General features: G+C 64.3%; 20 protein-coding genes. 7 read left to right on the top strand and 13 right to left on the bottom strand.

From position 1 onward, the window contains the following. Positions 1-11 precede the first annotated feature (11 nt). The 6 genes from DC434_RS05830 to DC434_RS05805 all read right to left on the bottom strand — a co-directional run bounded on the left by DC434_RS05830 (position 12) and on the right by DC434_RS05805 (position 7447). Positions 12-1553 (bottom strand): amidohydrolase family protein, encoded by a 1542-nt coding sequence (locus tag DC434_RS05830; RefSeq protein WP_165808008.1) that lies wholly within the window; start codon positions 1551-1553, stop codon positions 12-14. Further along, complete coding sequence (locus DC434_RS05825) at positions 1550-2872, bottom strand: glutamate-1-semialdehyde 2,1-aminomutase (protein ID WP_116634341.1); 1323 nt, start codon at positions 2870-2872, stop codon at positions 1550-1552. The genes DC434_RS05830 and DC434_RS05825 overlap by 4 nt, the downstream gene beginning before the upstream one ends. Positions 2873-2889: 17 nt before the next feature. Then, complete coding sequence (locus tag DC434_RS05820) at positions 2890-3732, bottom strand: amidohydrolase family protein (RefSeq protein WP_116634340.1); 843 nt, start codon at positions 3730-3732, stop codon at positions 2890-2892. Then, positions 3729-4535, bottom strand: coding sequence for an IclR family transcriptional regulator (locus DC434_RS05815; protein ID WP_116634339.1), 807 nt, complete (start codon positions 4533-4535; stop codon positions 3729-3731). Before DC434_RS05815 ends, DC434_RS05820 begins: the two co-directional genes overlap by 4 nt. A gap of 117 nt (positions 4536-4652) precedes the next feature. After that, positions 4653-6329 carry a sialidase family protein gene (locus tag DC434_RS05810; protein WP_165808007.1) on the bottom strand — a complete coding sequence of 559 codons (1677 nt, stop codon included), beginning with the start codon at positions 6327-6329 and terminating at the stop codon, positions 4653-4655. Positions 6330-6451: 122 nt separating this feature from the next. After that, the gene (locus DC434_RS05805; RefSeq protein WP_165808006.1) at positions 6452-7447 is read right to left on the bottom strand and encodes a zinc-binding alcohol dehydrogenase; all 996 of its coding nucleotides are present in this window, start codon (positions 7445-7447) and stop codon (positions 6452-6454) included. Between the two features lie 170 nt (positions 7448-7617). Here DC434_RS05805 and DC434_RS05800 point away from each other — a divergent pair, with 170 nt between their 5' ends. The 3 genes from DC434_RS05800 to DC434_RS05790 all read left to right on the top strand — a co-directional run bounded on the left by DC434_RS05800 (position 7618) and on the right by DC434_RS05790 (position 10476). Further along, positions 7618-8592, top strand: coding sequence for an acetylxylan esterase (locus tag DC434_RS05800; protein WP_116634336.1), 975 nt, complete (start codon positions 7618-7620; stop codon positions 8590-8592). A gap of 23 nt (positions 8593-8615) precedes the next feature. Beyond that, on the top strand, positions 8616-9794 hold the full coding sequence (locus DC434_RS05795; RefSeq protein ID WP_165808005.1) for an SGNH/GDSL hydrolase family protein: 1179 nt from the start codon (positions 8616-8618) through the stop codon (positions 9792-9794). A 205-nt stretch (positions 9795-9999) separates the two neighbouring features. Beyond that, positions 10000-10476 carry a hypothetical protein gene (locus DC434_RS05790; protein WP_133192781.1) on the top strand — a complete coding sequence of 159 codons (477 nt, stop codon included), beginning with the start codon at positions 10000-10002 and terminating at the stop codon, positions 10474-10476. Between the two features lie 18 nt (positions 10477-10494). Here DC434_RS05790 and DC434_RS05785 read toward each other — a convergent pair whose 3' ends face one another. Next, positions 10495-10872 (bottom strand): hypothetical protein, encoded by a 378-nt coding sequence (locus DC434_RS05785; protein WP_116634333.1) that lies wholly within the window; start codon positions 10870-10872, stop codon positions 10495-10497. Positions 10873-10957: 85 nt separating this feature from the next. Then, a complete protein-coding gene (locus DC434_RS05780) occupies positions 10958-11380 on the bottom strand; it encodes a hypothetical protein (RefSeq protein WP_133192780.1) in 423 nt (140 codons plus the stop codon). Between the two features lie 261 nt (positions 11381-11641). On the opposite strand from DC434_RS05780, the gene DC434_RS20415 reads away from it, so the two are divergent. After that, on the top strand, positions 11642-11926 hold the full coding sequence (locus DC434_RS20415) for a helix-turn-helix transcriptional regulator (protein WP_116634331.1): 285 nt from the start codon (positions 11642-11644) through the stop codon (positions 11924-11926). A 1-nt stretch (position 11927) separates the two neighbouring features. On the opposite strand, the gene DC434_RS05770 is transcribed toward DC434_RS20415, so the two are convergent. The 5 genes from DC434_RS05770 to DC434_RS05755 are packed head-to-tail and all read right to left on the bottom strand — an operon-like array spanning position 11928 to position 17773. Beyond that, a complete protein-coding gene (locus DC434_RS05770) occupies positions 11928-12974 on the bottom strand; it encodes a TniQ family protein (protein WP_116634330.1) in 1047 nt (348 codons plus the stop codon). Positions 12975-12979: 5 nt separating this feature from the next. After that, complete coding sequence (locus tag DC434_RS19950; protein ID WP_133192779.1) at positions 12980-13936, bottom strand: hypothetical protein; 957 nt, start codon at positions 13934-13936, stop codon at positions 12980-12982. Beyond that, positions 13933-15024: a TniB family NTP-binding protein gene (locus DC434_RS05765; protein WP_116634329.1), complete on the bottom strand. Its 1092-nt coding sequence runs from the start codon at positions 15022-15024 to the stop codon at positions 13933-13935. The genes DC434_RS19950 and DC434_RS05765 overlap by 4 nt, the downstream gene beginning before the upstream one ends. After that, on the bottom strand, positions 15024-17033 hold the full coding sequence (locus tag DC434_RS05760) for a DDE-type integrase/transposase/recombinase (RefSeq protein ID WP_116634328.1): 2010 nt from the start codon (positions 17031-17033) through the stop codon (positions 15024-15026). Before DC434_RS05760 ends, DC434_RS05765 begins: the two co-directional genes overlap by 1 nt. Beyond that, on the bottom strand, positions 17030-17773 hold the full coding sequence (locus DC434_RS05755; protein ID WP_116634327.1) for a TnsA-like heteromeric transposase endonuclease subunit: 744 nt from the start codon (positions 17771-17773) through the stop codon (positions 17030-17032). The genes DC434_RS05760 and DC434_RS05755 overlap by 4 nt, the downstream gene beginning before the upstream one ends. Positions 17774-18159: 386 nt before the next feature. On the opposite strand from DC434_RS05755, the gene DC434_RS05750 reads away from it, so the two are divergent. The 3 genes from DC434_RS05750 (at position 18160) to hrpB (ending at position 23041) form a co-directional block, all read left to right on the top strand. Then, positions 18160-18588 (top strand): MarR family transcriptional regulator, encoded by a 429-nt coding sequence (locus DC434_RS05750; protein ID WP_116634326.1) that lies wholly within the window; start codon positions 18160-18162, stop codon positions 18586-18588. Positions 18589-18683: 95 nt separating this feature from the next. Further along, complete coding sequence (locus tag DC434_RS05745) at positions 18684-20279, top strand: SPFH domain-containing protein (RefSeq protein ID WP_116634325.1); 1596 nt, start codon at positions 18684-18686, stop codon at positions 20277-20279. A 209-nt stretch (positions 20280-20488) separates the two neighbouring features. Beyond that, entirely contained in the window at positions 20489-23041 is a 2553-nt protein-coding gene (gene hrpB, locus DC434_RS05740; RefSeq protein ID WP_116634324.1) for an ATP-dependent helicase HrpB, read from the top strand. The last annotated feature ends 48 nt before the right edge of the window (positions 23042-23089 follow it).

The following is a 23089-nucleotide window of genomic DNA, read 5'->3' as shown; positions in this document are numbered from 1 at the left end:
GGATATCTCGTTCAAGTCGTCTCGCCTGCCCTACGCAGCCGACCGGGGCGCTCAGACGTCGGCCGGCCGTTCGCGACAACCTGCCTACCGTTAACGAAGACGTGGAGCAGGCCGGTGGCGGGCCTCGCCGGGTGACCGAATGAGGCATCGGAGTCGAAGGTGAGCTCATCGAACACGGCGATATCAGCCGGAGCGCCCGGCCTTAGACCGCTGGGGACTCTCACTCGCTCTGCTGAGGCGACCGACATGCGCCGAACCGCCGTCGCCAAGCCGATGCCGTTGTCCCTCATGCGTCGGAACGCCGCAGGAAACGCGCCCCACGATCGCGGGTGTGGTGCAGAGATCTGGTGGTCGGGCGAGAGCGCCGTGCCATCGGATCCGATCGTGACCCAGTCTTTGCGCAGTGCGCTGTCGACGTCGCGCCAGAATCCGCTCTCGACGGCGACGTCTACGAGCCCATCGTTGGAAAGCAGAAGATCAGCAAGCCAGGCCCACGGCGCAGAGTGATTCACCGGCGAGTCGCCGACAGCCTCCGCGGAACGTGCGGCTTTCATGATGATGATCTGATCCGGGCGCCAACCGGACGCCTCAAGCAGGGCCGCGAGCAAAGAGGGATTGCTTCCCATTTTCAAGACCTCGCTAGGTCCGCCCGCTCGAACTGATGATGGCAAGATCTGAACAAGGGTGGTGTGACCGGCGATGTACGGGTAGCAGTCGGCCGCGATGTCGAAGCGGTCACGGAGCGACTCGACGTGCTCAAGAATGTCAGCGAAGCCCGGCTCAGGGCTAGTCGCGCGCAGGTGAGAGATCTGAATTCGGGCGCCGCCCGAAGCCTCGACTACCTCAGCAACCGAGCCCCGGATCGCTGCGGCCCGATAGTCCCTCAAATGCGCGGCGAACAAGGCTCCGGCGCTGGCGACCTCCTCGCCGATCGCCCTCAGTTCCTCTGGAGGCGCTGACTCGCCGGGCGCATACATGAGCCCGAGGCTGGCGCCTACGCAACCCGTGTCCAGTGCTTCACGGACGACTCGGGCTGTGGCTTGAATCGTGGGATCGCCTGTAGTTTGACCGGCAGCCGTATGACGCGCAGAGCCGTGCCCGACGAGGGCAGCGACGTTAGTGGTGGACGGTGTGCGATCCAGCGCGTCGAGCCACTCACTGACGGTAGACCATGGGCGAGGTGTCTCCGGGGTCACATCGATGGTCGCGATGAGCGATGCGAAGGTCCGGGCATCGTTCCCCGTCGGCGCCGCGGACATCCCACAGTTGCCCACTACTTCGGTCGTGATGCCCTGCGTTATACGACTCTCGTTCACGGGATAGGCGAAGCGGGTCAGGTCGGAGTGGCAGTGGATGTCGACGAATCCCGGCGACACCACATGTCCTGTGGCATCGACTACCGCTGCGTCATAGCCAGACTCGGGTCTCGACCCTCCCGGGACAAGTGCCTCGATCCGGCCTCCAGAGATGAGGACGTCGCCGACCCAAGGAACGCCTCCGAAGCCGTCAACGACGGTCCCGTTGGCGACTACCGTGCGTGTGGGTGCGCTCACGACTTGAGGTCTCCGGTTTCGAAGTCGCCCGCGATGCACATCGACGCCAGGACATCTGCGGCTGCGTCGAGCGTCCGGTCGATGTCATCTTCGGTGTGTGCGAGGGAGATGTGGTTTCGTTTAAGCGCCATCGGATACATGAGGAAGCCCGCGTCGGTCATCTTTCGATGGAACTTGGCGTACGCATGGTCGTTGTTGCGCTGTAGATCCCGATATCCACGCACCTCCCCTTCGAGGAAGTAGGTGACGAAGACGGACCCGAGTCCGGTAACGACTGCGGGAATGCCGAGTTCACGCGTGATGGAACGCATGCCATCACGCATCCGGTCGCCAAGCGTTCTTACGTGGTCGTAGAATCCGACCGCCGGGTCGGACAGGACTCCGATCGTCGCGATCGCTGCAGCTGTAGAGGCCGAATTGCCGTTGAAGGTTCCGGCCAACATCACCGAACCCCCAGCGGGGCTGAAGTTGCTCATGACTTCACGCGACCCGGCAAGTCCTGCTACGGGGAATCCGTTACCCATCGCCTTGCCGAACGTTGTGAGGTCGGGCGTGATCCCACACAGCTCTTGATAGCCGCCGAGAGCATGTCGAAACCCGGTGATGACCTCGTCGAAGATGAGGAGGGATCCGTGCGATCGGGTGAGTTCACGGAGCCCCCGCAGGAACTCCGGGTCAGGCAATAGGGTCCCGACGTTGTGTGGGACCGGCTCCACGATTACGGCTGCGATCTCGTCGCCGTTTTGCCGAAAGAGCTCCTCGACCGAGGCAAGGTCGTTGAACTCGGCGATGAGGGTGTGGCTGAGCGCTTCGTGGAGGATGCCGGTCGAGTTCGGGTCCCATCCGTACGCTCGATCGGGCGCGGAGATTACGTTGCGCGCAACCGCGTCGAACGACCCGTGAAAGCAGCCCTGGAACTTGACGATGTAGTGGCGGCCGGTGGTTCCTCGAGCGAGGCGAATCGCCTGGAGCACTGATTCGGATCCGCTCATCGTGCTGATGACCATCTCCGCGGAAGGAATGGCATCAACTACGAGTTCGGCGAGCTGCAGCTCGAGCTCTGTAATTCCCAGCCCGGCGAGCCCCATCCGCCGCGATGCGTCATCGACGGCGGCGGTCACGCGCTCATCCGAGTGGCCCAGAAGAATCGCCCCGAATGCGGCGTGATAGTCGATGTAATCGCGGCCGTGAACGTCAGTCATTTTGGCCCCATGGGCAGAGACGAACATCCACGGTTCGCCGATTGCTCGCGTAGCGGAGTTCACGCCCCCAGGGATAATCTCCGCGGCGCGGGTCGGGGATACTTCAGTTTTCTGCATAGCGTAGGCCGGTACTTTCAGGTTCGCGGGTCGGTCAGTCCCAGCAGAGAGAGTGTGTCTCGGTGCAGGATCGAATGGATGGTCTCTTCTCGAACGAAGGGGAGTGTCCCCGCGCGCATGGCCGCGATTTCGTTCAGGCGCTCGATGGCCTGCGCGGGGGTCCACAGGGGGTAGTCCGAGCCGAAGAGGAGCTTGTCGACGGACTGCCACTCCTGCGCGTGCACAAGAGCGAGAAAGGCATCCATGGGCCGCGACGGGACCCCGGAAACGTCGGCGAACACTCGGCTGTTCTTGCGGAGAACAACGTTGGTGTCGCGCTGCCACGGGTGACCCATGTGGGCCATCACCTGGACTAGATCTGGGTGTCGGCGAGCGACCTCATCGATCACTAGTGGCTGGCTAACTGCAAGGCTGCCGACCGGACTCGGGGTCGCTCCCATATGCCACAGCGCCACCATGTTTCGCGAGGTGAGGATGCGGTAGAAGTCGTCGAACTCCGCGGCGAGTGGATCGAATAGCGCCAGAACCGGGTAGAGCTTCACACCCTGCAATCCGAGCTCATGGGCCTCGTCGAGCTGGTCGCGCCAATCCGAGTCGGACGGGTCGATGGCGCAGAACCCGATGGTGGGCGTTTTCACCTTCGCAATGAAGTCAGCAACGAAGGCGTTCGGCGTGCGCACGTTTGGCAAGGTCGCCCCCATTCCAAAAGTGACCGCTACATCGATGCCCACCATCGCGGCGTCGAAGCTCTCCGGCGTGACAACGGGGTACGGCTCGCCGTAGGCACCCTCCCAATGGTCTTTGTGCTCGGATCCCCAGTGCTCGGGAAGGTGGCAGTGGGTGTGGATGTCGATGATCATTCGATGGCCAATCTCGATCGAAGGTTGTTGAGGACAATGCCGAGACGCGGGAGCTCAGCGACAGCCTTTGCTGCGCTCACGAGCTTTCGATGCACGCGCTCTTCGTCGTCGGCTGCGAGTTCGCCGGCTGGCCCCGAGACGCTGAGAGAAAGCACGACGTCGTGGCTAGTCGGCACGAGAACCGCCATGCAACGCACCCCTCGATTGCGTTCCTGGTCGTCAATGCTGAATCCACGCTCGCGGATGCGACTCAAGTCGGCGACGAGTTGGCGGCGCGTCCGAATCGTGCGATCGGTGAACATTTTGTACGGCTCTCGTCCTGGGAGGTGATCACTCACCCGCGCAGGGTCAAGCGCGGACAGCAACATCTTGCCGAGACCTGTGCAGTAGGTGTGGTCAAGAAAGCCGCCGGCCGAAAGGCGCAGCGCTCGAGCGGGTTCCTCAACATCGAGGTGCAGCACCGACTCTCCCTGAAGTATGCCGAGGTTCGATGTGAACCCGAGTTCGTCAGCGAGCGCCTTCAAGGTGGGGGCGGTCACTTCAGAAAACTCCACCGGTGTGAGCGTCTCGGCGAGAGCGTAGACGCTCGGACCGGGAGCGTAGACAGGCGGCTGCCCGAACCGAGAAACGAATCCTTCGCGCTCCATCACCGACAGGAGGCGGAGCAACGATGGCTTGGGCATGTCGAGGGTTCGCGCAAGCTCGGCCAACCCAAGTGGCTGTCCTCGCTCACCTAGAGTTCGGAGTGCGATCAGCCCACGCATGAGGCCTTGAGAGTGGTAGTTGGTGGAATCCTGTTCCATGTCCTAAACATGATGTGGGCCGCCGTTCCATGTCAAGAAACTCAAAAACAGAACGGCCGCGATGCAGAGCACCACGGCCGTTCCTGCATCTTCACAGAGGAAGCAGCGAGGATTGAACTAGTTCGCGTAGTCAGCTCTGGTTGTGAAGATTGCGGACATCGTTCGATTTGAGACGTTGTAGCCGAGTGTTAAGTACTCACCCGGCGAAACCTCGATGTTGGCCGGATTCGCCTGGTCTGTGGTGGCGGCGTCGTACACGAGCGTAGATCGCACGGCCAGGCCGTTCCAGGAACCTGATGGGTCGTCGATGATGATCCCCTCAGTTGGCCGGCCGGGGAGATTCGGATTGCCGTAAGTGAGAAGGACGCTCCCATCGTCAAGAACGATCTGCGAGTGCGCCTCGGCGGGGATGTCCGTTGCTGATGGCGTGGTCCATGTGAACCCGTTGTCGAAGGACCGCGACAGGTAAAGTTTTCGAGGCGTCGCACTCGTCCTTATCGTCGCGACCAACTCGCCGGACGGCAGGACCGACAGATTGGGCTCCAGGTACGAAATCGACCCCACGCCTAGAGTTACCTCGTTGGCGGCGTCCCAGGTCACGCCACCATCGGTGCTACGCACAACGGTTGCGCGGATCCGGCTATCGGTCGGTGTGGTGCCATACAGCGGGATTAGCAGGTCACCCGACGCCAGTTCGACGATTGGCCCCTTGTGGGCGCTCCAGCCTCCCGCGTATGAGTCCGGCCAAACCGGACCACATGCGCAGCTCATCTGCGTTCCGACGGCACTCGGACTGGACCATGTGAGCCCACCGTCCGTAGATCGCATAACGAACGTGCCGTGGGCGACGTAGGGCGTTGCGGTCCACTCCATATAGAAGTAGGTAAGTAGAAGCGTCCCGTCGTTGAGAGTTGTCAACTGTGGTCCGCGCGGATCGTGGGTCTGGTCGGTTACCAGAATGGGCGACGACCAGGTGAGCCCGTCGTCGCTGCTACGCACCAATTTGATCAGGCCGTTAGTCGCTCCGTGAGAGGGACCTTCATAGTAGGCGGCAACAATGGTGCCGTCGAGAAGCTTCGCGGCGCCGGGGAAGCGAATCTGTTGCCCGACGGGCGCAGTTGCGGCGAGAGTTGACGAGAACGCCGGTATCGAGTTCGCGACACCAAAGTCGTCCACGTACAGCTGGAGACCGAGTGGTGTCGTTCCCGCAGAGTTAATGATCACCGATTCCATCGTCGTGCCGGTCGATGCTCGAGCACTAGTCGAGAAACGGGCACGATCGACGCCGATCGTCGCCCAGGTAGAGGAAGCATCCAGGCGCACCTCGAACCACTCCGTCGTCGGATTGACTCCAGGTGCCGTTCCAATTACCACCCAGTTAGTACCATTGAAGACCGACACGACGACGTCGGTACCCGATCGCTCGAGGAAGAACCGCCACAGGCCCGTGGTGTCCGCCGACGTCTTGCCAAGTGCTATCACTACGCCGATGTCCATCTGCGGGGCAGTCAACTGCATCGTCACCGACTTCTGCGCTGACGCGGTGCTCGCGCAGACGAGCCGCGGGTAGTTCGATGCGGACGCATCGATGAGTCGAGCGGCCCTGTTTCCTCCCGGTGCCCCGGCGATTGCCGCAGATTGTACCGTCACGTCTCCCAGGGTGGTGCACCCTGTCGGCGCGACCCCAGTTGCCTCGGAGTTGAAATCGCGGACTGATCCGACAAATGGTGCGGCCGTCGCTGGACTCGCGGCAATCGTACCCGCGACGATGGCAAGTCCTGCAACCAGGGTCACTAATGGACGTAACTTTCGATACCGCATGGGCTAGGCCTCCTTGCCTGGACCGACCCAGTGTCGGTCAGTTCCTGGAAGCTAGAAGGGGCTCCAGTTCCATGTCAACGATGGAACCGGAGCCGCTAGCGCCAGTCGATGCTGACGCCGCCGATACTGCTGTCGCCTCGGTCGAGACGTGCGTAGATCTCGGGGATCTGCTGCGGCTTGATTCGCGTGGTTATTGCCGCGGAGACATCCAGTTTTCCGGCCGCGAAGTAGTCCAGGATCAACTGAAGATTGCGGGGGCGGGTCCATCTCATGACGTCCTCGGAGACTGCGGTCAGCGGATGCGCGTAAGAGGTCGTGAAGGTGATCTCTTTCGTCATGAGGTCGTCGGCGATCATGTTGAATTTCGGTACATCGGTGTGCCGTGCTACCACGACGAGGCGACCTCTTCGTCGCAGGATGCCATAGGCGGTGGCCACTGCACGCCACGACGACGCACTCTCGATCACGAGATCCACGCCGCTACCGCCGCTGAAGGCGTCGACGGTGGGGCTAAAGGTAGCTGAGGCCGGGCTGCAAACGACATCGGCGCCGACTGCGCGCGCGATTGACAGGCGCGCTTCGTCCAAGTCGATGGCGAGGGTGCGAAGTCCCCACGCCTTCGCCACCGCGATCGTGACGAGACCGATGATTCCCTGACCAATAACTGCGACGCTCTCACCGAAAGAGGGCTCTCCTCGCCGCAGTGCGTGTAGACCAACCTCGCACAACATTGAGAACGCCGCCTGATCTAGCGGTGCGCGCTGGTCGACGATCAAAGCCTGCTCTGCGGGAATGCTCTGAACTTCGTCATGAGTCCCGGGGAAGAAGACATGGTCGCCCACCCGAAGATGTTCGACGAGGCGACCTGCGCGCTCGACGACTCCGACCGCGCTGTAGCCGGCGGCCATCGGAAAAGTCGACGGGTTCTGCGCGACGGTTTCGTTTCGAAACATCCGGAGTTCAGTCCCCGCGCTCATCGCCGAGAACAGTGTCCTCACCAGGACATGATCCTCGGACAACTCGGGAATCGGCAATTCAAGCAGTTGAGCGTCGCGCGGGGCGACGATCCGAAGACCTTTCAAGATGTTCACTCTCACTAGGGCGCAACTCAGCGCAGACTTGAGTGAAGTCAAGACAGATTGGCAGTTCCATGTCAACTCTTCCTGAATCGACGTGGAACACGAATACGACATATCCTGTGGCCGTGAACCCGCGCTTCACGTCGATAGGCGTGGTCACGTCCTGATTGAGAGGCCCCGCCGTGCTCGTTGATCTTGAAGAAGATGCCCTTTGGGAATACCGCTCACAGCAGCACGAGCCCGAGGACTTCGATTCGTTCTGGGCGGAAACACTGGCCGCATCTGCTCAGTTCCCTCTCAACGTTCGGTTCGCCCGAGTCGATGCCCGTCTGACGAATATCAATGTCTACGACTTCAGCTTTGCGGGATTCGACGGTCAGACAGTTAGGGGATGGTTGCTCGTGCCCACGGGCTCCGACCAACTGCTGCCGACAACAGTCAAGTTCGTCGGATACGGAGGAGGGCGGGGCCACATTCTAGAGAACCTCGTCTGGCCATCTGCGGGCTTCGCGCACGTCGTGATGGACACTCGCGGTCAGGGCGGCGTTCGGCGCATCGGAGCAACACCCGATACCAGCATCGCGGGGCCGAGTACACCTGGCTTTATGACCAGAGGAATCGACTCCCCGTTCAACTATTACTACCGACGGCTCATCGTCGATGCAGTGCGCTGTGTTGCAGCCACCAGAGAGCTGCCAATGGTGGATACCTCGCGCATCGCGGCCGTTGGTCGCAGCCAAGGCGGAGGTCTCGCATTGGCCGTCGCAGGGCTCGACCCAGAGCTAGGTGCGCTGGTCAGCCAGGTCCCCTTCCTTTGCGACATGTCTAGAGCGACCCGCATCACGAACGACGCTCCCTACTCCGAGATCGTTCAGTTCCTCGCTACCTATCGCTCAGACTCTCCTCGCGTGCTTGAGGTCCTCAGCTACTTCGATGGGGTGAACTTCGCATCGCGAGCGCAGGCGCCTGCTTGGTTCTCTGCCGGTTTAATGGATTCCACTTGTCCACCCTCCACCGTCTTCGGCGCATTCCATCGCTATGGTGGCGAAAAGGACATGATGATCTGGAAGTACAACGGTCATGAGGGAGGCGACTTTGATGATGAACAACGCGCCCTCGACGCTCTCAACGAACGCTTCGGCCCGGGCCAGCGTTGATGGACCGACGTCGGGAGCTTCGCATGTTCACCTACGTCGCTACGGACGAACGGTTCAGGTACGAGGGCGCTCCCGGGCTACGCCGACGGAATGACGGCACCGTCGAAGTTCGACGCATTCCCGAAACCTACTGGCATCAGTTCCCCTCTGAGGTGATGAAGCTCGTCTGTGATACCAGCGCGGGCGCGCGCATCCGGTTCAGGACGTCAGCGACTCGGATTGAAGTCCAATTCTCCGCACATCAGATCGCCACCGTCGGGTCCGGGTTCCCACACATGGGAATGCAACTTATCCGAGGAGATCGGGTGAGCAGCTACTCGGGTCAGCCGCCGCTTGCGTCGCTGGATCCTGGCGATCGCTCGGTCGTCTACGACCCGCCTCGGGACGAGGTTGCCGTCTTCGATAATCTCGGCGGAGTGGAAGATGATGTCGAGCTTCTGCTGCCGAACGGCGCCGTAGTCAACATCCTGGGGTTTCGTGCGGACGCGGAAATAGTCGCCAGCGCTACGGAGCCCGGGCCACATTGGATCCACTACGGGAGCTCCATCAGCCACTGTTCGAGCATGCTCGAACCCCTTTCCTCGTGGCCAGTCGTAGCGGCGCGCAGGCTAGGCCTATCCCTCTGCAACCTCGGCTTCGCTGGCAACGCGATGCTCGATCCGTTCGTCGCGCGCACGATCCGAGATGCCCCCGCCGATGTCATCACTCTGAAGATCGGCATCAACCTAATCAACTCCGACGCGATGACTTTGAGAGCGTTCGGGCCAGCGCTCCACGGTTTCCTCGACACCATTAGAGAAGGACACCCGACCACTCCCGTCCTCCTGGTCTCACCCATCGCATGCTCCGCAGTTGAAGAGCTGCCCGGTCCGACGATCGTCGATGCGTCCACCGGCACCACGAGTGTCGTCCCGATCGACGATGTGAGAGGAACTGCAGCTCTAACGCAGAGTCGGATCCGGACACTGATGGAGCAAATCGTCAAGTCTCGCAACTCGATCGATGCTCAACTCACGTACTTGGACGGTCGATCCCTCTTCTCTGAAGCAGATGAGGCAAGTGGACACCTGTCTGACGGGCTTCATCCAGATCTCGTGGGCAACCAGATCATGGGTGAACGCTTCGTCGCAATGTTCAGGGACCGACGAGTCTTGAAGAGAACACCCGCCTCACAATCCCGCCCATCCCGCAGCCCCGGCTAGAAGAACCTCGAATACGATCGACGGGTGCTCGCCTGCCGATCTGGCGCACGACAAGAGCTACGACTAGCATCACCGCACAGGCAGAGTTGTCGCCGGCTGTGCGTTGCCCGCCTCACGGTCAACGAAGCGGGTCGTCTTGAGCCACGACCAATGAGGAAATGAACTCGTGCCGGATAGGATCGCCAGCCCGCGGAAGGCGCTCCTGGTGCTCGATGTGGACGGCACAATCTCTCGGCTCTACCGCGAGGAAGAGTACGCGCTCCATCAGGACGATCCAGGGTGGCGTTCCTGGATGACCGTCGACGATGGCGTGGTAGACGCGCTCGACGATCTCGCGCAGGGCCCCGGCGTACAAGTCGCCTGGCTAACGACCTGGCCGCGCGATCAGGTCGGCTGGTTGATCCGAGGGCCGCTACGCGGCAAGCTCGGTGGCCCGTACGTACAGTGGCAAAATTGGCCCAAGCGCGGGTGGCGGACATCAAGCCTGATTTCGCACGTCCGGCAGACCACTCCTGAAGCGGTCGTGTGGGCGGACGATCGCGCTCCAGGAGACGCCGAGCGGCGAGTGGAAGCGATGACAGAAGTTCCATCGCTCGTGGTCCGCCCCGACAAGTTCGTGGGAGTCACGCTCGCCGACGTAGAGAGGATCGGCCAATTTCTGCAGAAGCACCTCGAACTTTAATCATCCGCCGGGCGACTCTCATTCAACCGTCGCTTCGGCCATGGCGCGAGCGTGACTTTCGCATAGGGCCCACACCCACATACGGATCGTATAGTTCCTCGCCGGCGCCCCGCACTCTTCGCACGTCGTCGTGCTCTCCCACTCCGCGGCGAGGATCGCGGCGCTGAACTCTTCGTTGTAGTCGTACACATCCTCGGACGACCGCGCGTAAAAGCTCAGCGAGCCGAACTTCGACTTCACCTGCTGAACGACGTAGCCCGGAGCGATCGCGGTGAGCCGTGTGTCGAGCCGATCGAGGAGCGAGTACCAGCCAGGGCTCACATCGATGGTCTCCGGCCAGCCCGGTTCGATACGAGCGACAATCCGCTGAATCCCGGGCGGAGTGTTCTCCGTCATGTCGTCCCCTTCTTGATAGGAGTTCTCTGCTCTTGACGACGCCAGCAGGCTAGAGCTGACTCGCTGGCACCCGCACGAGGGGAGCCTACGCACCTTGGCTTGCTTCGTCTGCCAACTCCGACGGCTTCGCGCGCGGGACCAGTGACGTGTGCTGCGAACCGTTGCGAGCGATGGCCGCGGCTCGGGACTGCTGACGCAGCCGCGAATGCTCACGGAACGCGCGCCCCACGCGAAGGCTGCGCATCACCGCTTTGTCGAAGCTGATCATGCCTCGCCGGCGCCACTCGATGGCGGCGTGACCGCGAAACCCGGTGATCGCCCGGCGACGCTCCATGAACTCCAGCTCCGGGAACGGGCCCGGCAGTCCACCGGTATCCGGGAGGAGGTGAGTGAAGAGTTCAGCGAAGGTCGGGCCGAGCCCTGTCCGACGCCGAGTCTGCGCGACGAAGATCGCGGCGGCCAGCGCCCACTGCTCCGCGGTGTCATCGCCAGTGAACTCCTCGAACATGTACACCCACTCAGTGGGTGGCGGGGTCTCGATTCCCTGCCACCAGATCGGGTACGCCTTACACATGACGTCAACCATCGCATCCGCGGTCGCTTGCACGGGCCAACCCCGCGGCGCGACCGCCAGTCATCGGGATGGCAGCACACGTGCAGGGGAACAGCGGAGCAATCCGACGAGGGTGATGATTGTTTCGTATGGCCTCCCGAATTATGCCATACGGATTAGGCCATACGAGGAGTGACCCGTCGCGACGCTTGGTAGGTGCCTCGACGGAACGATGAGATTGAAGCGGAGTGGAGCGCATACTCCCAGCGCTTCGCGACTTCGCTTCGTTCTGCGCGGGAGCGTGCTGGGCTGAGTCAGGAAGATGTGGCGTACAGGTCGGGTCTCACGCGGTACACGTACCAGAAGTACGAGAAGGGCGAGTCGCGCCCAGGGAATCCGGCGAACCCGACGCTGCGAACGATGCTCGCGCTCTCGCAGGTGCTTGGTATGCCTCTGGGTGATTTGATCCCGGATGGCGCCCCGGATCTCCGCAGCCGCTAGGTCACGGCAGCGCCAACTCATCTGGTTCCAGGGGATGTCTTCGGGTCACGCTCAGTCGAGAGGTGCCCTCAGTGTGGCCTCGCATGAGTCCGTCCAGTATTCGTGGCGAGACGTGCCGGAGCAGGCATGCCCGCTGCGTACCCGACGCGACGATGAGCGCGCGATCTTGCGGGCATAGAGCATTCTTGGCGCTCGTGGTTCGCCTGAGCCCCGCAGCGTGTAGGACCGCACGGTGCGCGTGACCGATGACGGCGCCCGCCCAGTCGTGGAGGCGCTCGTTTACGGTTACACCCAGCGTGTTTGCGATGACGTTCGCGAAGCCGTCGATCTGCGGCAGTGCCGATCGCGACACCTGGAGGACGCCGCGGAGTATTCGTGGGCTCATAGCGACTTCGACAACTTTCACTACCTCGGGATAGCCGCACAGCATCACTTCCTCAAACGTGGTCGGTGCAGGCAGGCCGAGCCGTTGGGCGCGCTCCTCGAGGAACGTGGCCCCGTCGGACCCTTGTGACCATGCGAGTACCGCTGCGGCCGCGAGGTTGTATTCGCCGGTGTGCAAGGCAATGCCGCGCTCCCACAGTGGTCCACGCAGGGTCTCTTCCGTGCGGCTCGCGGATGCTCCGACAGGGATCTTGACGGTCAGTTCTCTGAGGGTCCAGCGGCTATGACTCAGGCAGAGAGGTCCTGTTCTGGCTCGGGTGGTGGTTGCGAGACCGCCGGCACATTCCACGCAGGCAGTACGTGGTTCGGCAAGCGTGCGGCACCGCGGGCACTTCTGAGGCTTCCAGCGCGGATGACCGCAGCGAGTCCACATCCCGTGGTCTTCGAACGACACCTCGAATGCGTCATCGGGCAGGCCGCAGAGCCGGACGAGCGCGAGCGCGATACGTGGATCGTTTTCGCTCCACGTTGAACGCCCCGCCTCTCGAATCAGCATGCGTCGAATCTCCCCAACCTCCAGGCAGTGCGTCTGGGCGATGCGCCCGATATACCCACTGACCGTCTCGGCGGCCACCGGGGCGATATAGATGGGCAGGGTACGCATCGCGCCTATCGATGGCGTGGAGGTTGGTCGCGCCACGTCGGCAATGGACGACGAGCGTCGTCGTGGCGCAGAAAGACCGCTCGAATGCGAGGGACATTGTCACGGATCCGGACACCAAGTGCCCCCATCTCAAGGGACCGCCCGTGCCGTATGGGCTTGGTTGCTGAATCGCCTAGTCGTAGTTCACGACCGGAGGCGCAGAACATCTCATTCACGGAACTGAGTCGGTTCCGTGATCGCGACGCGACTGCCGTCGCAGCTGCCTCGATCATCGCGGCGACGGGAAGGTGCCCGATCTGTCTGTTGCGAAGAAACGCCTGCGCCGAAGGCGCCGTGAGGAATGCGGTCAGTTCGACAGCCTCAGGATAGAAGTCACGCATCTGCTGGTCGGCGCCGCCGGTGTATGGAGCACCATCGACGAGTTCACGGTAGGTCGAGATGATCTCGCAAGCGAGCTCGATCTCGCCCGTGTCGAGGCCGATCCCACGCGCCCAGAGGGTTCCTGTCAGGCATCTTTCCGCGCGGGCATACGCGACGGGGATCCCAATCGCCTCGTCGCGTCCGTCGTAGTGCCAACGCTCGTGGCGTGCGCAGAAGGCGCCGGCCCGAGATTGGACCTCGACATTCATACCGCTCGCGCACCGCCGACACATCGTGACCGGCTTGGGAAGCGCGGAACAGCGCGCGCATTGCGCGTGGGCCCAGTTGTTGTGGATGCAGCGGCTGAAGAGTCGGTTGGTGGTGTCATCTCGGTCGAACCAGTTCGCTGGCAGATCGTCGAGTTGCGCGACCACGTCGGGCGCGGCCTCCGGCGTTGTCCGCAACGGAAGCCCCTGTTTCGACTTACGGATGGCGGTCCAGAGTTCCCCGGCTGTCAGAGAATTGCGTTCGACGAGCCTGCTGTAAAGGCTCCGCACGGTCTCGCCCGGGAGCGGGCTGACCGTCGCCGGCAGCACTCTCATCTGCCAGCCTTCACCCGTCGCCCTCGTGGTCGTCGTGTGCTCTGTGCCGCTTCATCGGCTACGCGATCTTCGAGTCGCCGTATCGTCTCGAGAACCACCAGGAGATGATCCAGGTCGAGTTGTTCGGAACGATCACGAATCGCATCGCGAGCGCAACGCCGAATCGCCTTGGCCATGCGTCCCAGCGATCCTCGCGAGATCTCGCGAAGCTCCGCGGCAATCTTCAGAATGTTGCCTTCAGGCTGACGGATGAGGCAGAGCGAGTCTTCAAGTTCAGTGAGGACTCTTCCCCAGACTGCAGCTCCCTCGTTTGTTGCCACGTCATATTCGTCGAACTGGACAGTCTCGAATCTGGCCATGATCTGTTCCCCCCGCGACCCCCAGAAGAGCCCGTTCTGCGCGACGTTCACTCCGGCGTAGATCATCGTTCCGGGACAGCGTTCCGAGAGTTCCTTGAGCGCATCCGCCGCTTGTTCGCTCGCGCGATAGCGCAGATCGAGGCGATGGATGTCGTCGATGATGACGATCTCCGTCTCACATGCCCGCATCACGTTGCTCACCCGACTCAGCAGCGTCTCGTAGGACGCTGTCTGAGAGAAGGGGAGCGCGTAGAACTCCGCGAGCTTCTTCATCATCGTCTTCTCGGTTGCGTGCGTGGGAACCTGGGCGAAGGCGACGGGGATCAGGTCCTTTCTTCGAGTACCCGCACGTTCTCGCCGCGCTCGTTCATATGCTCGCCCGAATTCTTGGACGGCCGTCGTCTTCCCCATACTGGGTCGTCCGGAGATGACGACTCCGGATTTGCTCGCGTCGGGCGAGCGATTGTCGGCCATCGCACTGCTGGCTGCCGCAACGAATCTCCGAAGTGAGGGGGTGGCGATACGAGCACCCACCGACATGAAGCGCTCGCGAGCGATGTTGTAGATGGCTCGATCCGATGAAGCCATCTCTTCGTAAGCGCTCATGGTGCAAGGCGCGGGTCGTGGAGCATCGAACTCGACGAACTCCCGCCATCCTTCCTTCGTCGTGTAGTCGAAGTTCACCGTCGGGGCATCGAAGTCGAACTGGGCGAGCAACTCGTCGAACATCACTCAGTTCCTTCCGCTTGACGCGTGAGCCCGAACGGAGGCGCCACCGGCCAGCTGGATGCAGCCTCTTCGGTCGAGTCGTCGCTGCTGGTCGGCGCGATCTCTCGCTCCGAGTCCGTAGATGCTGGGGAGAGCGTCGCCAACTGGTTGGTGATCCCGAGAGGGTCGGTCATGTTTGACTTCGCGCGCTTGCGCTCGCGTGAGGTCAGGGACTTGTTGCCGGTGCTCATGAAGCGGCGGAGGACCTCGTTCAGGTCATCATTCGTCGGCGCTTCCTCACCGCGCACCGCGGCTTGTGCGCGTGCGATTCGCCAGATCTCGTCGGCCATCGGCATGTTCGAGTAGGGGGATCGCCAGCTAAGGGGGATGAACTCGTCCTCGAGTTGAAGCCAGACGATCATCGGGTTGTATGGATCGACGTGAATCGGCCATTGCCCCGCGTGCCGGCGATCGGGCGACCGCTTGTTGCGCAGGTTACCCAGCGCTTCGGAGTCGTATCGTCGGAGATCGAGGTTCACTCCGTAGTGATGGATTCCACGCCATTTCTTCGGGAGCAGTGCGATGTAGTGATCGGCGGTGAGCGGGATCAGCAGCTCGGGGACAGCTTGTCGGTATGCGCTCACCATCTGATTCGGGCTGAGCTTGAACTTCGGGTGGCGTGGGTCCCGTAGTGAGCCGTGGGGGCGGTTCTGCCAGATCGCCGCGATCCAGTCTTCGAGTAGCTCCTGCAGTTGTTCGAGCGTGAGCAGCCGGTCGGTCGGGAACCTCTCGTCGCCGCGCATATCGGCGCTTTCGCCGAGAAACGAGACCACGTACTGCGTGAAGCGGTTCTTGATCGTGCGGAACATGCGCTCGATCTTTGCCTTTTGGGTAGGCGTGTATGCCGCCGCGAGGTTCAGGGAGATGCCGAGTGTGCGACATGCATCGGTGAAGTGTCTCGACACATAGGATGCTCCTCGGTCGGTGGTGATCGTCTCGGGGAAGATGTACTGTTGCGCGTCGCGTGCGTCCTCGAAGCGTTGCGCAATGAGGTCGTCGTCTCCCACCCAGGCTTGGGCGATATTTCGACGGTTGGCGCGAACGCCCTCGGGCCGGTAGGCGTATGGGACGAGTGCGCGGGCGAGCAGGACAACGAGATCGATGCTGCGAGTGCCGATCGTCACGATCGCGCCCGGAACACTTCGCGAGCACTCGTCGAGCAGGATCGTCAGGTCGGGGCGCACCTGTTCCCCGTCGCAATCAACGAGGATCTCCATCGGCGTCGTGTCGATGAGTACCTGCTCGCCGGGGCGCATGCCGGTCCGGTTGCCGAAGACGTGGCTGGGCTGGTTCGCCGTCGTCCTGCGCGTGCGCGCCGTTCCGAATGTGTGCCGTCCGGCTTCCAACCGTTCCATCAGGCGATAGACCGTTGCCCTGCTGGGCACGTCAACCGCGCCTTTTCCATACCGGGTTTCGAGATCGCGCTCTACCATCCAGATCAGGCGGTCGGCCGTCCCGGTCGACGCTCGAGTCTGACCGTCCATCGCGGAGACGATCGCTTCTATGAGACGCGGATCCTGTGTTGATCGAGGCCTGTCCGCCATCCCGAATCGGCGCCGGTCAAGAAGCCCAGCAACGCCGAACTCGTCGAGAGCGGCAAGCTGCCGCGTCACCTTTATCGCGTTGTAGTCCGTCCCAAGTCGACGATTCACATTGTCGACGGTCACCTGGTAGGCAGGCGTCTTCTTCGTCCCGGCTTCAAGGAGGTCCGAGAGTCGGTCGAGTTCTTCGAGCCACACGTCCACAACTTTGCGGTCCGCGGGTGGGAGCTCGTCAAGGACACCCAAATCCAACACGTCGGTCGTCGACCGCACTGTTGCCGGCTCGCCGCGTTCAGCGAGATCGGCGTTCAGTACCTCGAGATCCTCGCCCATCTCGGCGTTGCGTAGCGTGGTGTAAGTCGCCCGGACAGCGACGACTTGCAGGTCTTCGTCGTTCCACCTCACCAAGTCGCCGGGATGGACGATCATCGGTCTGGCCCGAATCGGACTACGGCGGACATGCTCAGCGGACGGCTGAGATCACATCGAGCAATGTCGGACCATATGAGGGCGTATGCCGCTCCGAGTGCACTGTTTGGCGCGTCGTCTAGCAGCGCGACGAGGTCGACAAGTCGGATCGCGCCGTAATCCGGCAGATCCCTGAGAGCCACGCCCTCGAGCCACTGCGGGTCGCGGTAACGCAACAGGAACCTCAGGTTCTGTTGCGTCGCTCCGGGTAGATCGTCGAACACGAGGTAGTCCCATCCCAGAGCGGCCGCCATCCGCCGAGTCAGCTCGAACTTCGCCGCATCCTCCGGTTCGATCTCTAACCTCTCCCTCACGTCGACGAGAAGAGCAGTGCCGTCCTTGCGGCGAACGAAGTAGTCGGGGGCATGTCGGCGCTTCGGGTTGCGCCAATGAATCCACATCGGCTGACTCGACACCGCCTCAGCACTCCGGGTTCGATCGAGACTCATCAAGAACGCCCGCTCCCAAAAGGACTCGAAGGGCACGTGCTGGCCCGTCGAGGCAAGCCAGAAGCGTCCCTCGACATTGCGCTTGTGGGGGTAGTCCGGAAATTTCCGGACTGGGGCCGTCTCCTCGAAGGCGATCGACCCGGCGTCCGGCGGTGTCGCCTCCCGAGCGAACCCGTGAAGCGAGTATCGAATTGTGGCCGCCAGGGCGTTCGTTCCATCGATCGCCTGAAGCCAGTTGGTGGTCAGCGTCATTGCGGACTCCGTTCGGCCCCGGTGTCCGTGGAGGTGTTCCGCGGTGCGGGTCCTGACTTGTCCGGCAAGTTACTCCGCCGTTGGGCGCGGAACCGGCAACACGCCGCCGATCTACAACTCGGGTGCGAATCTACAACTCCCGTGCGACGTTCTACAGGTAGATGAGATTTCTACAGATCCGGTGAGACAGGACACCTCACCCACGTCACAAAGTTTCCGTGACCAAACCGTTGCATTCGTTACCTCGCCGTTATACAGTGATCACACGGTGAATGTTTGCTGTGGCACTCACCGCATGTGATTGCAGGACACTCTTGGTGCAAGGGACAAGGGCCGGTCGGGAGCCTCTCCGACCGGCCCTTTACTGTTGCCAGTATTCTGTGACCATGACCGATCGCAAGCTCGCCCTGGAGGCCTGGGAGAGCCTGTTCCGCGCGCAGCACGAACTGTTCGACGAGATGGTCACCGACTTCGAGCACGGCGATCTCGCACAGGCCGAGTACGACGTGCTCCTCACGGTGACACGCTCCCCCGGCATGACCGCCCGCCTTCGCGACGTCACGAACAACATGCTGATCAGTCAGCCCAGCGTCTCGCGACTGGTCGACCGCATGGTCACGCGCGGCCTCGTGGCGAAATGCCCCGACCCCGACGACGGCCGTGGCGCGTTGATCCGAGCGACGGATGCCGGGGCCCGCACGTTCCGCGCTCTCGCGACGATCCACGGTCGTTCGATCGCCGAGCGCATGTCGCGCCTCGACGACGACGAGCTCCGCACCCTCCGCGACCTGGCCGAGAAGCTCCGCCGCGGTTGACCCTTCTCACCGCGCTCCGCCCGATCTGGCAGGGTGGAGCGTGAAGGCGCGCAGCATCGCGCGCCACCCCTTGGGGGGAAGAGGGAGGGTCATTCATGGAGATCGCCGGAATCATCGGCATCCTCGTCATCGTCGGCATCGCCGTCGTCGTCGTTGTCGTCGTCCTGCTCATCCTGCTGCTGTTCGCACGCAGCTGGATCAAGGTCGCCCGAGCCGACGAGGCTCTCGTCATCTCGGGACGCAAGCAGAAGGTGCAGCTCGCGGTTCTCGGTGCCGACGGATCGAGCCGCGACGAGATGTCGGAGTCGCCCGTCACGGTCATCGTGAACGGCAAGTCTCTGGTCAACCCGATCACCCAGCGCCACGAGATCATCTCGCTCCGCTCGCGCCAGGTCTCCCTCAACGCCGAGGCGCAGTCGCTCGACAGCGTCACCCTGAACGTCGACGGCGTCGCGATAGTGAAGATCGGCTCCGACCCGCTCCTCGTGCGCCGCGCCGCCGAGCGCTTCGCCTCACAGGACACGGCCATCGAGCAGTTCACCACCGAGCAGCTCGAGGGTGCCCTCCGCGGCATCGTCGCCACGCTGTCGGTCGTGGAGCTCATGCGAGAGCGCAAGAAGTTCTCCGATCAGATCGCCGCCGACGTCTCGCAGGAGCTCGCCGAGCAGGGCCTGATCCTCGACTCGTTCCAGATCAAGGGCATCACCGACAAGGTCGGCTACATCCAGTCGCTCGGTGCCCCCGAGATCCAGGCGAAGCGTCAGTCGGCGGAGATCTCGCAGACCAACGCCGACCGTGCGATCAACCAGAAGAACATCGCCAATCAGGAAGCCAACCTGGTCGAGCAGACCGCGCTCGACACCAACACCGCCAACGCGAACGCCGGCATCGGCCGGGCGCGCGCCGAGGCGGAGCAGGCCGAGAACCTCGCCCGCGAGCAGGCGCAGCAGGCCGTTCTGCAGCAGCAGGCCGAGAACCGGCAGGCTCAGCTCGACGCCGACGTCAAGCGCGTCGCCGACGCGCAGCGCTACGAGGCCGAGACCCGCGCGCAGGCCGAGCTCTACACCCGTGAGCGCGCCGCAGAGGCCGCGGCGATCGAGCAGGTCAAGCAGGCCGAGGCCCGCACCCGCATCGCCGAGCAGCAGGCTCAGGCCGACAAGGCCCGCGCCGACGGTGAGGCTGCCGCGGCCGTGGCGAGCGCCACGGGTGAGGCCGACGCGCTCCGCTCCAAGGCCGAGGCCGAGGCACACGCCCGTCGCCTGCAGGCCGCCGCCGAAGCCGAGGCGATCCGCGCCACCGGTGACGCCCGCGCCGCCGCACTCGAGGCAGAAGCCAAGGCCATCGCCTCCAACCAGGACGCCTTCCTCTCGCAGCGCGTGCTCGAGGTGCTGCCGTCGATCATGGCCGAGTTCGCCAAGGGATACGGGGCGATCGGCAACGTGTCGATCATCGGCGGCTCCGGCGAGGACGGCGCATCGAGCGTCGTCGGCGCCGACAGCGCGAAGGCCCTGCGCTCGGTGTTCGACAGCGTGCACTCGGCGACCGGACTCGACCTCGCCGGCATCATCCAGGGCCAGGCCGTCGGTCGCGGCATCGGCGAAGGCGTGGCTGCGGCTGCTCCTCCCGCCCCGCGCACCCCCGCGCCGACCACCCCGCCGCCGCCCGCTCCTCCGGCATCTGCCGCGGAGTAGAGCACAGGACACAGCGGATGCCGCGGCCGATTCGGTCGCGGCATCCGTCGTCTGCGGGCAGTCGCGCGTGTGCAATTCAGCAAGAACGGCGCGCAAGCGGTCGGATTCGGCCTGCGCGGCGCTGATCCGCTGCGTTTTGACTGAATTGTGAACGAGCCACCGAGCTGCCCGACCCGCCTGGCCGCGCGCCGACCGGGCAGACTGGGACGATGACGTCCGCCGCCTTCGACCTCGCGACGATCGGTGCGGGCCTCTCGTTCGCGGCCGCCGTCGACGAGCTCTCGACGGCCCTCGACACGAGCACGTCCGTCGTCGTGAGCGCCCCTCCCGGCACGGGCAAGACCACGCTCGTGCCACCGCTGCTCGCCTCGCGCTGCCCGGGCCGCGTGATCGTCACCCAGCCGCGTCGGGTCGCCGCCCGCGCCGCCGCGCGTCGACTGGCACAGCTCGACGGCTCGCCGCTCGGCACCCGCGCGGGGTTCACCGTCCGCGGCGAGCGCAAGGCCGGTGCGGACACCCGGGTCGAGTTCGTCACGGCGGGTGTGCTCCTGCGGCGTCTGTTGGATGACCCAGGACTCGCCGGGGTGGATGCCGTGATCATCGACGAGGTGCACGAGCGCGCCCTCGAGACCGACCTCCTGATCGGCCTGCTCTCGGAGGTGCGCGAACTGCGCGACGACCTCGTGCTCATCGCGATGTCGGCGACTCTCGATGCCACGCGGATCGCCGCTGTGCTCGGCACGGACGAACAGCCCGCTCCGATCGTCGACCACGTCGTGCCCGCCTTCCCGCTCACCGAGCGTTGGTCCCCGAGTCCCGCGCCACGCCTCGACGAACGGGGTGTCACCTGGGCGTTCCTCGATCACGTCGCTCGAGTCACGGCATCCGCTGCCCGGGAGCTGCATCACGACGACCCCGCCGCCGACGTGCTGGTCTTCGCGCCCGGCGCGCGCGAGGTGTCGGAGATCGCGCGCCGCATCCGCAGCGCGACCGAGGCGTTCGACGTGCGGGAGCTGCACGGACGGATGCCCGCCGCCGATCAGGACGCCGTGATCCGCGGACGCCGCCCCGGCGAGCTGGCCCGCATCATCGTCACGACCTCGCTCGCGGAGTCGTCGCTCACCGTGCCCGGCGTGCGGCTCGTGGTGGACACCTGCCTGGCCAGGGGCCCGCAACGCGATGCGGCCCGCGGGATGACGGGGCTCGTGACCACCGCCGCCTCCCGCTCCTCGTGCGTGCAGCGCGCCGGGCGCGCGACCCGTCAGGGGCCGGGGTCCGTGGTGCGCTGCGTCGACGAGCGCACGTATGCCGCTGCTCCCGCACGGCCGACGCCCGAGATCGCCTCGAGCGATCTCGCGGATGCCGCCCTGCTGCTCGCCTGCTGGGGTGCGCCCGGCGGAACGGGTCTGCGCCTGATCGACCCGCTGCCCGCCGAGAGCCTGGCAGACGCCGTCACGGTGCTGCACGATCTCGGCGCGATCGACGACGACGGCCGCGCGACCGCCGAGGGCCGCGCCCTCGCACGCATCCCGACCGATCCCCGGCTCGCCCGCGCCTTGCGCGACGGCAGTCCGGTCGTCGGCACTCGACCCGCCGCCGAGGTCGTCGCGCTGCTGGGTGGCGACGTGCGCACCGCCGACGCCGATGTCGCACAGGCGCTCATCGCGCTCCGTGGCGGCCGGACGCCCGATGCGCGTCGGTGGCGCAGCGATGCCGATCGCCTCGAAAGGCTGACGCCGTCAGCGCCCGGCGCGCGCTCCGATCTCGACGGCACAGGGCTCGTGATCGCGCTGGCGTTCCCCGAGCGCGTCGCCCGACGCGTGGACCACACGGCGGGCGGAGCGACGTTCCTGCTGGCGTCCGGCACGCGCGCCGGAGTGAGCGGTCCGCTCGCCGCGCTGGAATGGCTGGCCATCGCCGATGTCTCGCGTGCGTCCGGCCGCGCGGCCGCCGGCTCCGGGGCGATCGTCCGGTCCGCGGCGGCGCTCACCGAGGAGCAGATGGAGAAGGCGGCCAGCCACCTGCTCTCGGATCGAGTCGAGGCGGAGTTCGTCGGAGGTCGCATCCAGGCGCGCCGCGAGCGTCGGGTGGGCGCGGTCCTGCGATCCTCGGCGCCGGTGCGGGCGTCGGCCGACGAGGGGAGGGATGCCGTTCGCCGAGCACTTCGGCGCGAGGGGCTGAGCCTGTTCGTCTGGTCCGAGACCGCGGTCGCGCTGCGACGCCGCCTGGCGCTGCTGCACCGAGAGCTGGGATCGCCCTGGCCGGATGTGTCGGATGCCGGGCTCCTCACGGCCCTCGACTCCTGGCTCGCGCCCGAGCTCGATGCGCTGGCCGGCGGCACCCCTGTGGCCCGGCTGGACCTGACCACCGCGCTGCGCCGCCTGCTCCCCTGGCCCGAGGCCGGGCGCATCGACGACCTCGCGCCCGAGCGTCTCGAGGTCCCCAGCGGATCCCGCATCCGCATCTCGTACCCGGACCCCGACGACACCGACACCCGCCCCGTCGTGGCCGTCAAGCTGCAGGAGTGCTTCGGATGGGCGGAGACTCCCCGGCTGGTCGATGGGCGCGTGCCTGTGCTCTTCCACCTGCTCTCCCCTGCCGGGCGTCCGCTCGCCGTCACCGACGACCTCACCTCGTTCTGGTCGGGTCCGTACGCCCAGGTGCGCGCCGAGATGCGCGGCCGATATCCGAAGCATCCGTGGCCCGAGGATCCCTGGTCCGCTGCACCGACCAGGCACACCAAGGGCCGCGCCGCGCGCTGAGCCGAGCGCGGGGCTTTCACAACTCAGCCAGTTATGCGCGCGCGCCCT

The organism is Microbacterium sp. TPD7012, assembly GCF_003075395.1.
Lineage (GTDB): Bacteria > Actinomycetota > Actinomycetes > Actinomycetales > Microbacteriaceae > Microbacterium.
The sequence above is the reverse complement of the archived record's forward strand: the minus strand, read 5'-3'. Positions and strand labels throughout refer to the sequence as shown.

What these genes read in the sequence shown, in the direction of transcription:
- DC434_RS05815 (WP_116634339.1), bottom strand. Translation starts at nt 4,535, where the DNA reads ATGGAACAGGATTCCACCAACTACCACTCTCAAGGCCTCATGCGTGGG.
- DC434_RS05765 (WP_116634329.1), bottom strand. Translation starts at nt 15,024, where the DNA reads ATGTTCGACGAGTTGCTCGCCCAGTTCGACTTCGATGCCCCGACGGTG.
- DC434_RS05745 (WP_116634325.1), top strand. Translation starts at nt 18,684, where the DNA reads ATGGAGATCGCCGGAATCATCGGCATCCTCGTCATCGTCGGCATCGCC.
- DC434_RS05760 (WP_116634328.1), bottom strand. Translation starts at nt 17,033, where the DNA reads ATGATCGTCCATCCCGGCGACTTGGTGAGGTGGAACGACGAAGACCTG.
- DC434_RS19950 (WP_133192779.1), bottom strand. Translation starts at nt 13,936, where the DNA reads ATGAGAGTGCTGCCGGCGACGGTCAGCCCGCTCCCGGGCGAGACCGTG.
- DC434_RS05770 (WP_116634330.1), bottom strand. Translation starts at nt 12,974, where the DNA reads ATGCGTACCCTGCCCATCTATATCGCCCCGGTGGCCGCCGAGACGGTC.
- DC434_RS05825 (WP_116634341.1), bottom strand. Translation starts at nt 2,872, where the DNA reads ATGCAGAAAACTGAAGTATCCCCGACCCGCGCCGCGGAGATTATCCCT.
- DC434_RS05785 (WP_116634333.1), bottom strand. Translation starts at nt 10,872, where the DNA reads ATGACGGAGAACACTCCGCCCGGGATTCAGCGGATTGTCGCTCGTATC.
- DC434_RS05750 (WP_116634326.1), top strand. Translation starts at nt 18,160, where the DNA reads ATGACCGATCGCAAGCTCGCCCTGGAGGCCTGGGAGAGCCTGTTCCGC.
- DC434_RS05755 (WP_116634327.1), bottom strand. Translation starts at nt 17,773, where the DNA reads ATGACGCTGACCACCAACTGGCTTCAGGCGATCGATGGAACGAACGCC.
- DC434_RS05780 (WP_133192780.1), bottom strand. Translation starts at nt 11,380, where the DNA reads ATGTTCGAGGAGTTCACTGGCGATGACACCGCGGAGCAGTGGGCGCTG.
- hrpB (WP_116634324.1), top strand. Translation starts at nt 20,489, where the DNA reads ATGACGTCCGCCGCCTTCGACCTCGCGACGATCGGTGCGGGCCTCTCG.
- DC434_RS05795 (WP_165808005.1), top strand. Translation starts at nt 8,616, where the DNA reads ATGTTCACCTACGTCGCTACGGACGAACGGTTCAGGTACGAGGGCGCT.
- DC434_RS05820 (WP_116634340.1), bottom strand. Translation starts at nt 3,732, where the DNA reads ATGATCATCGACATCCACACCCACTGCCACCTTCCCGAGCACTGGGGA.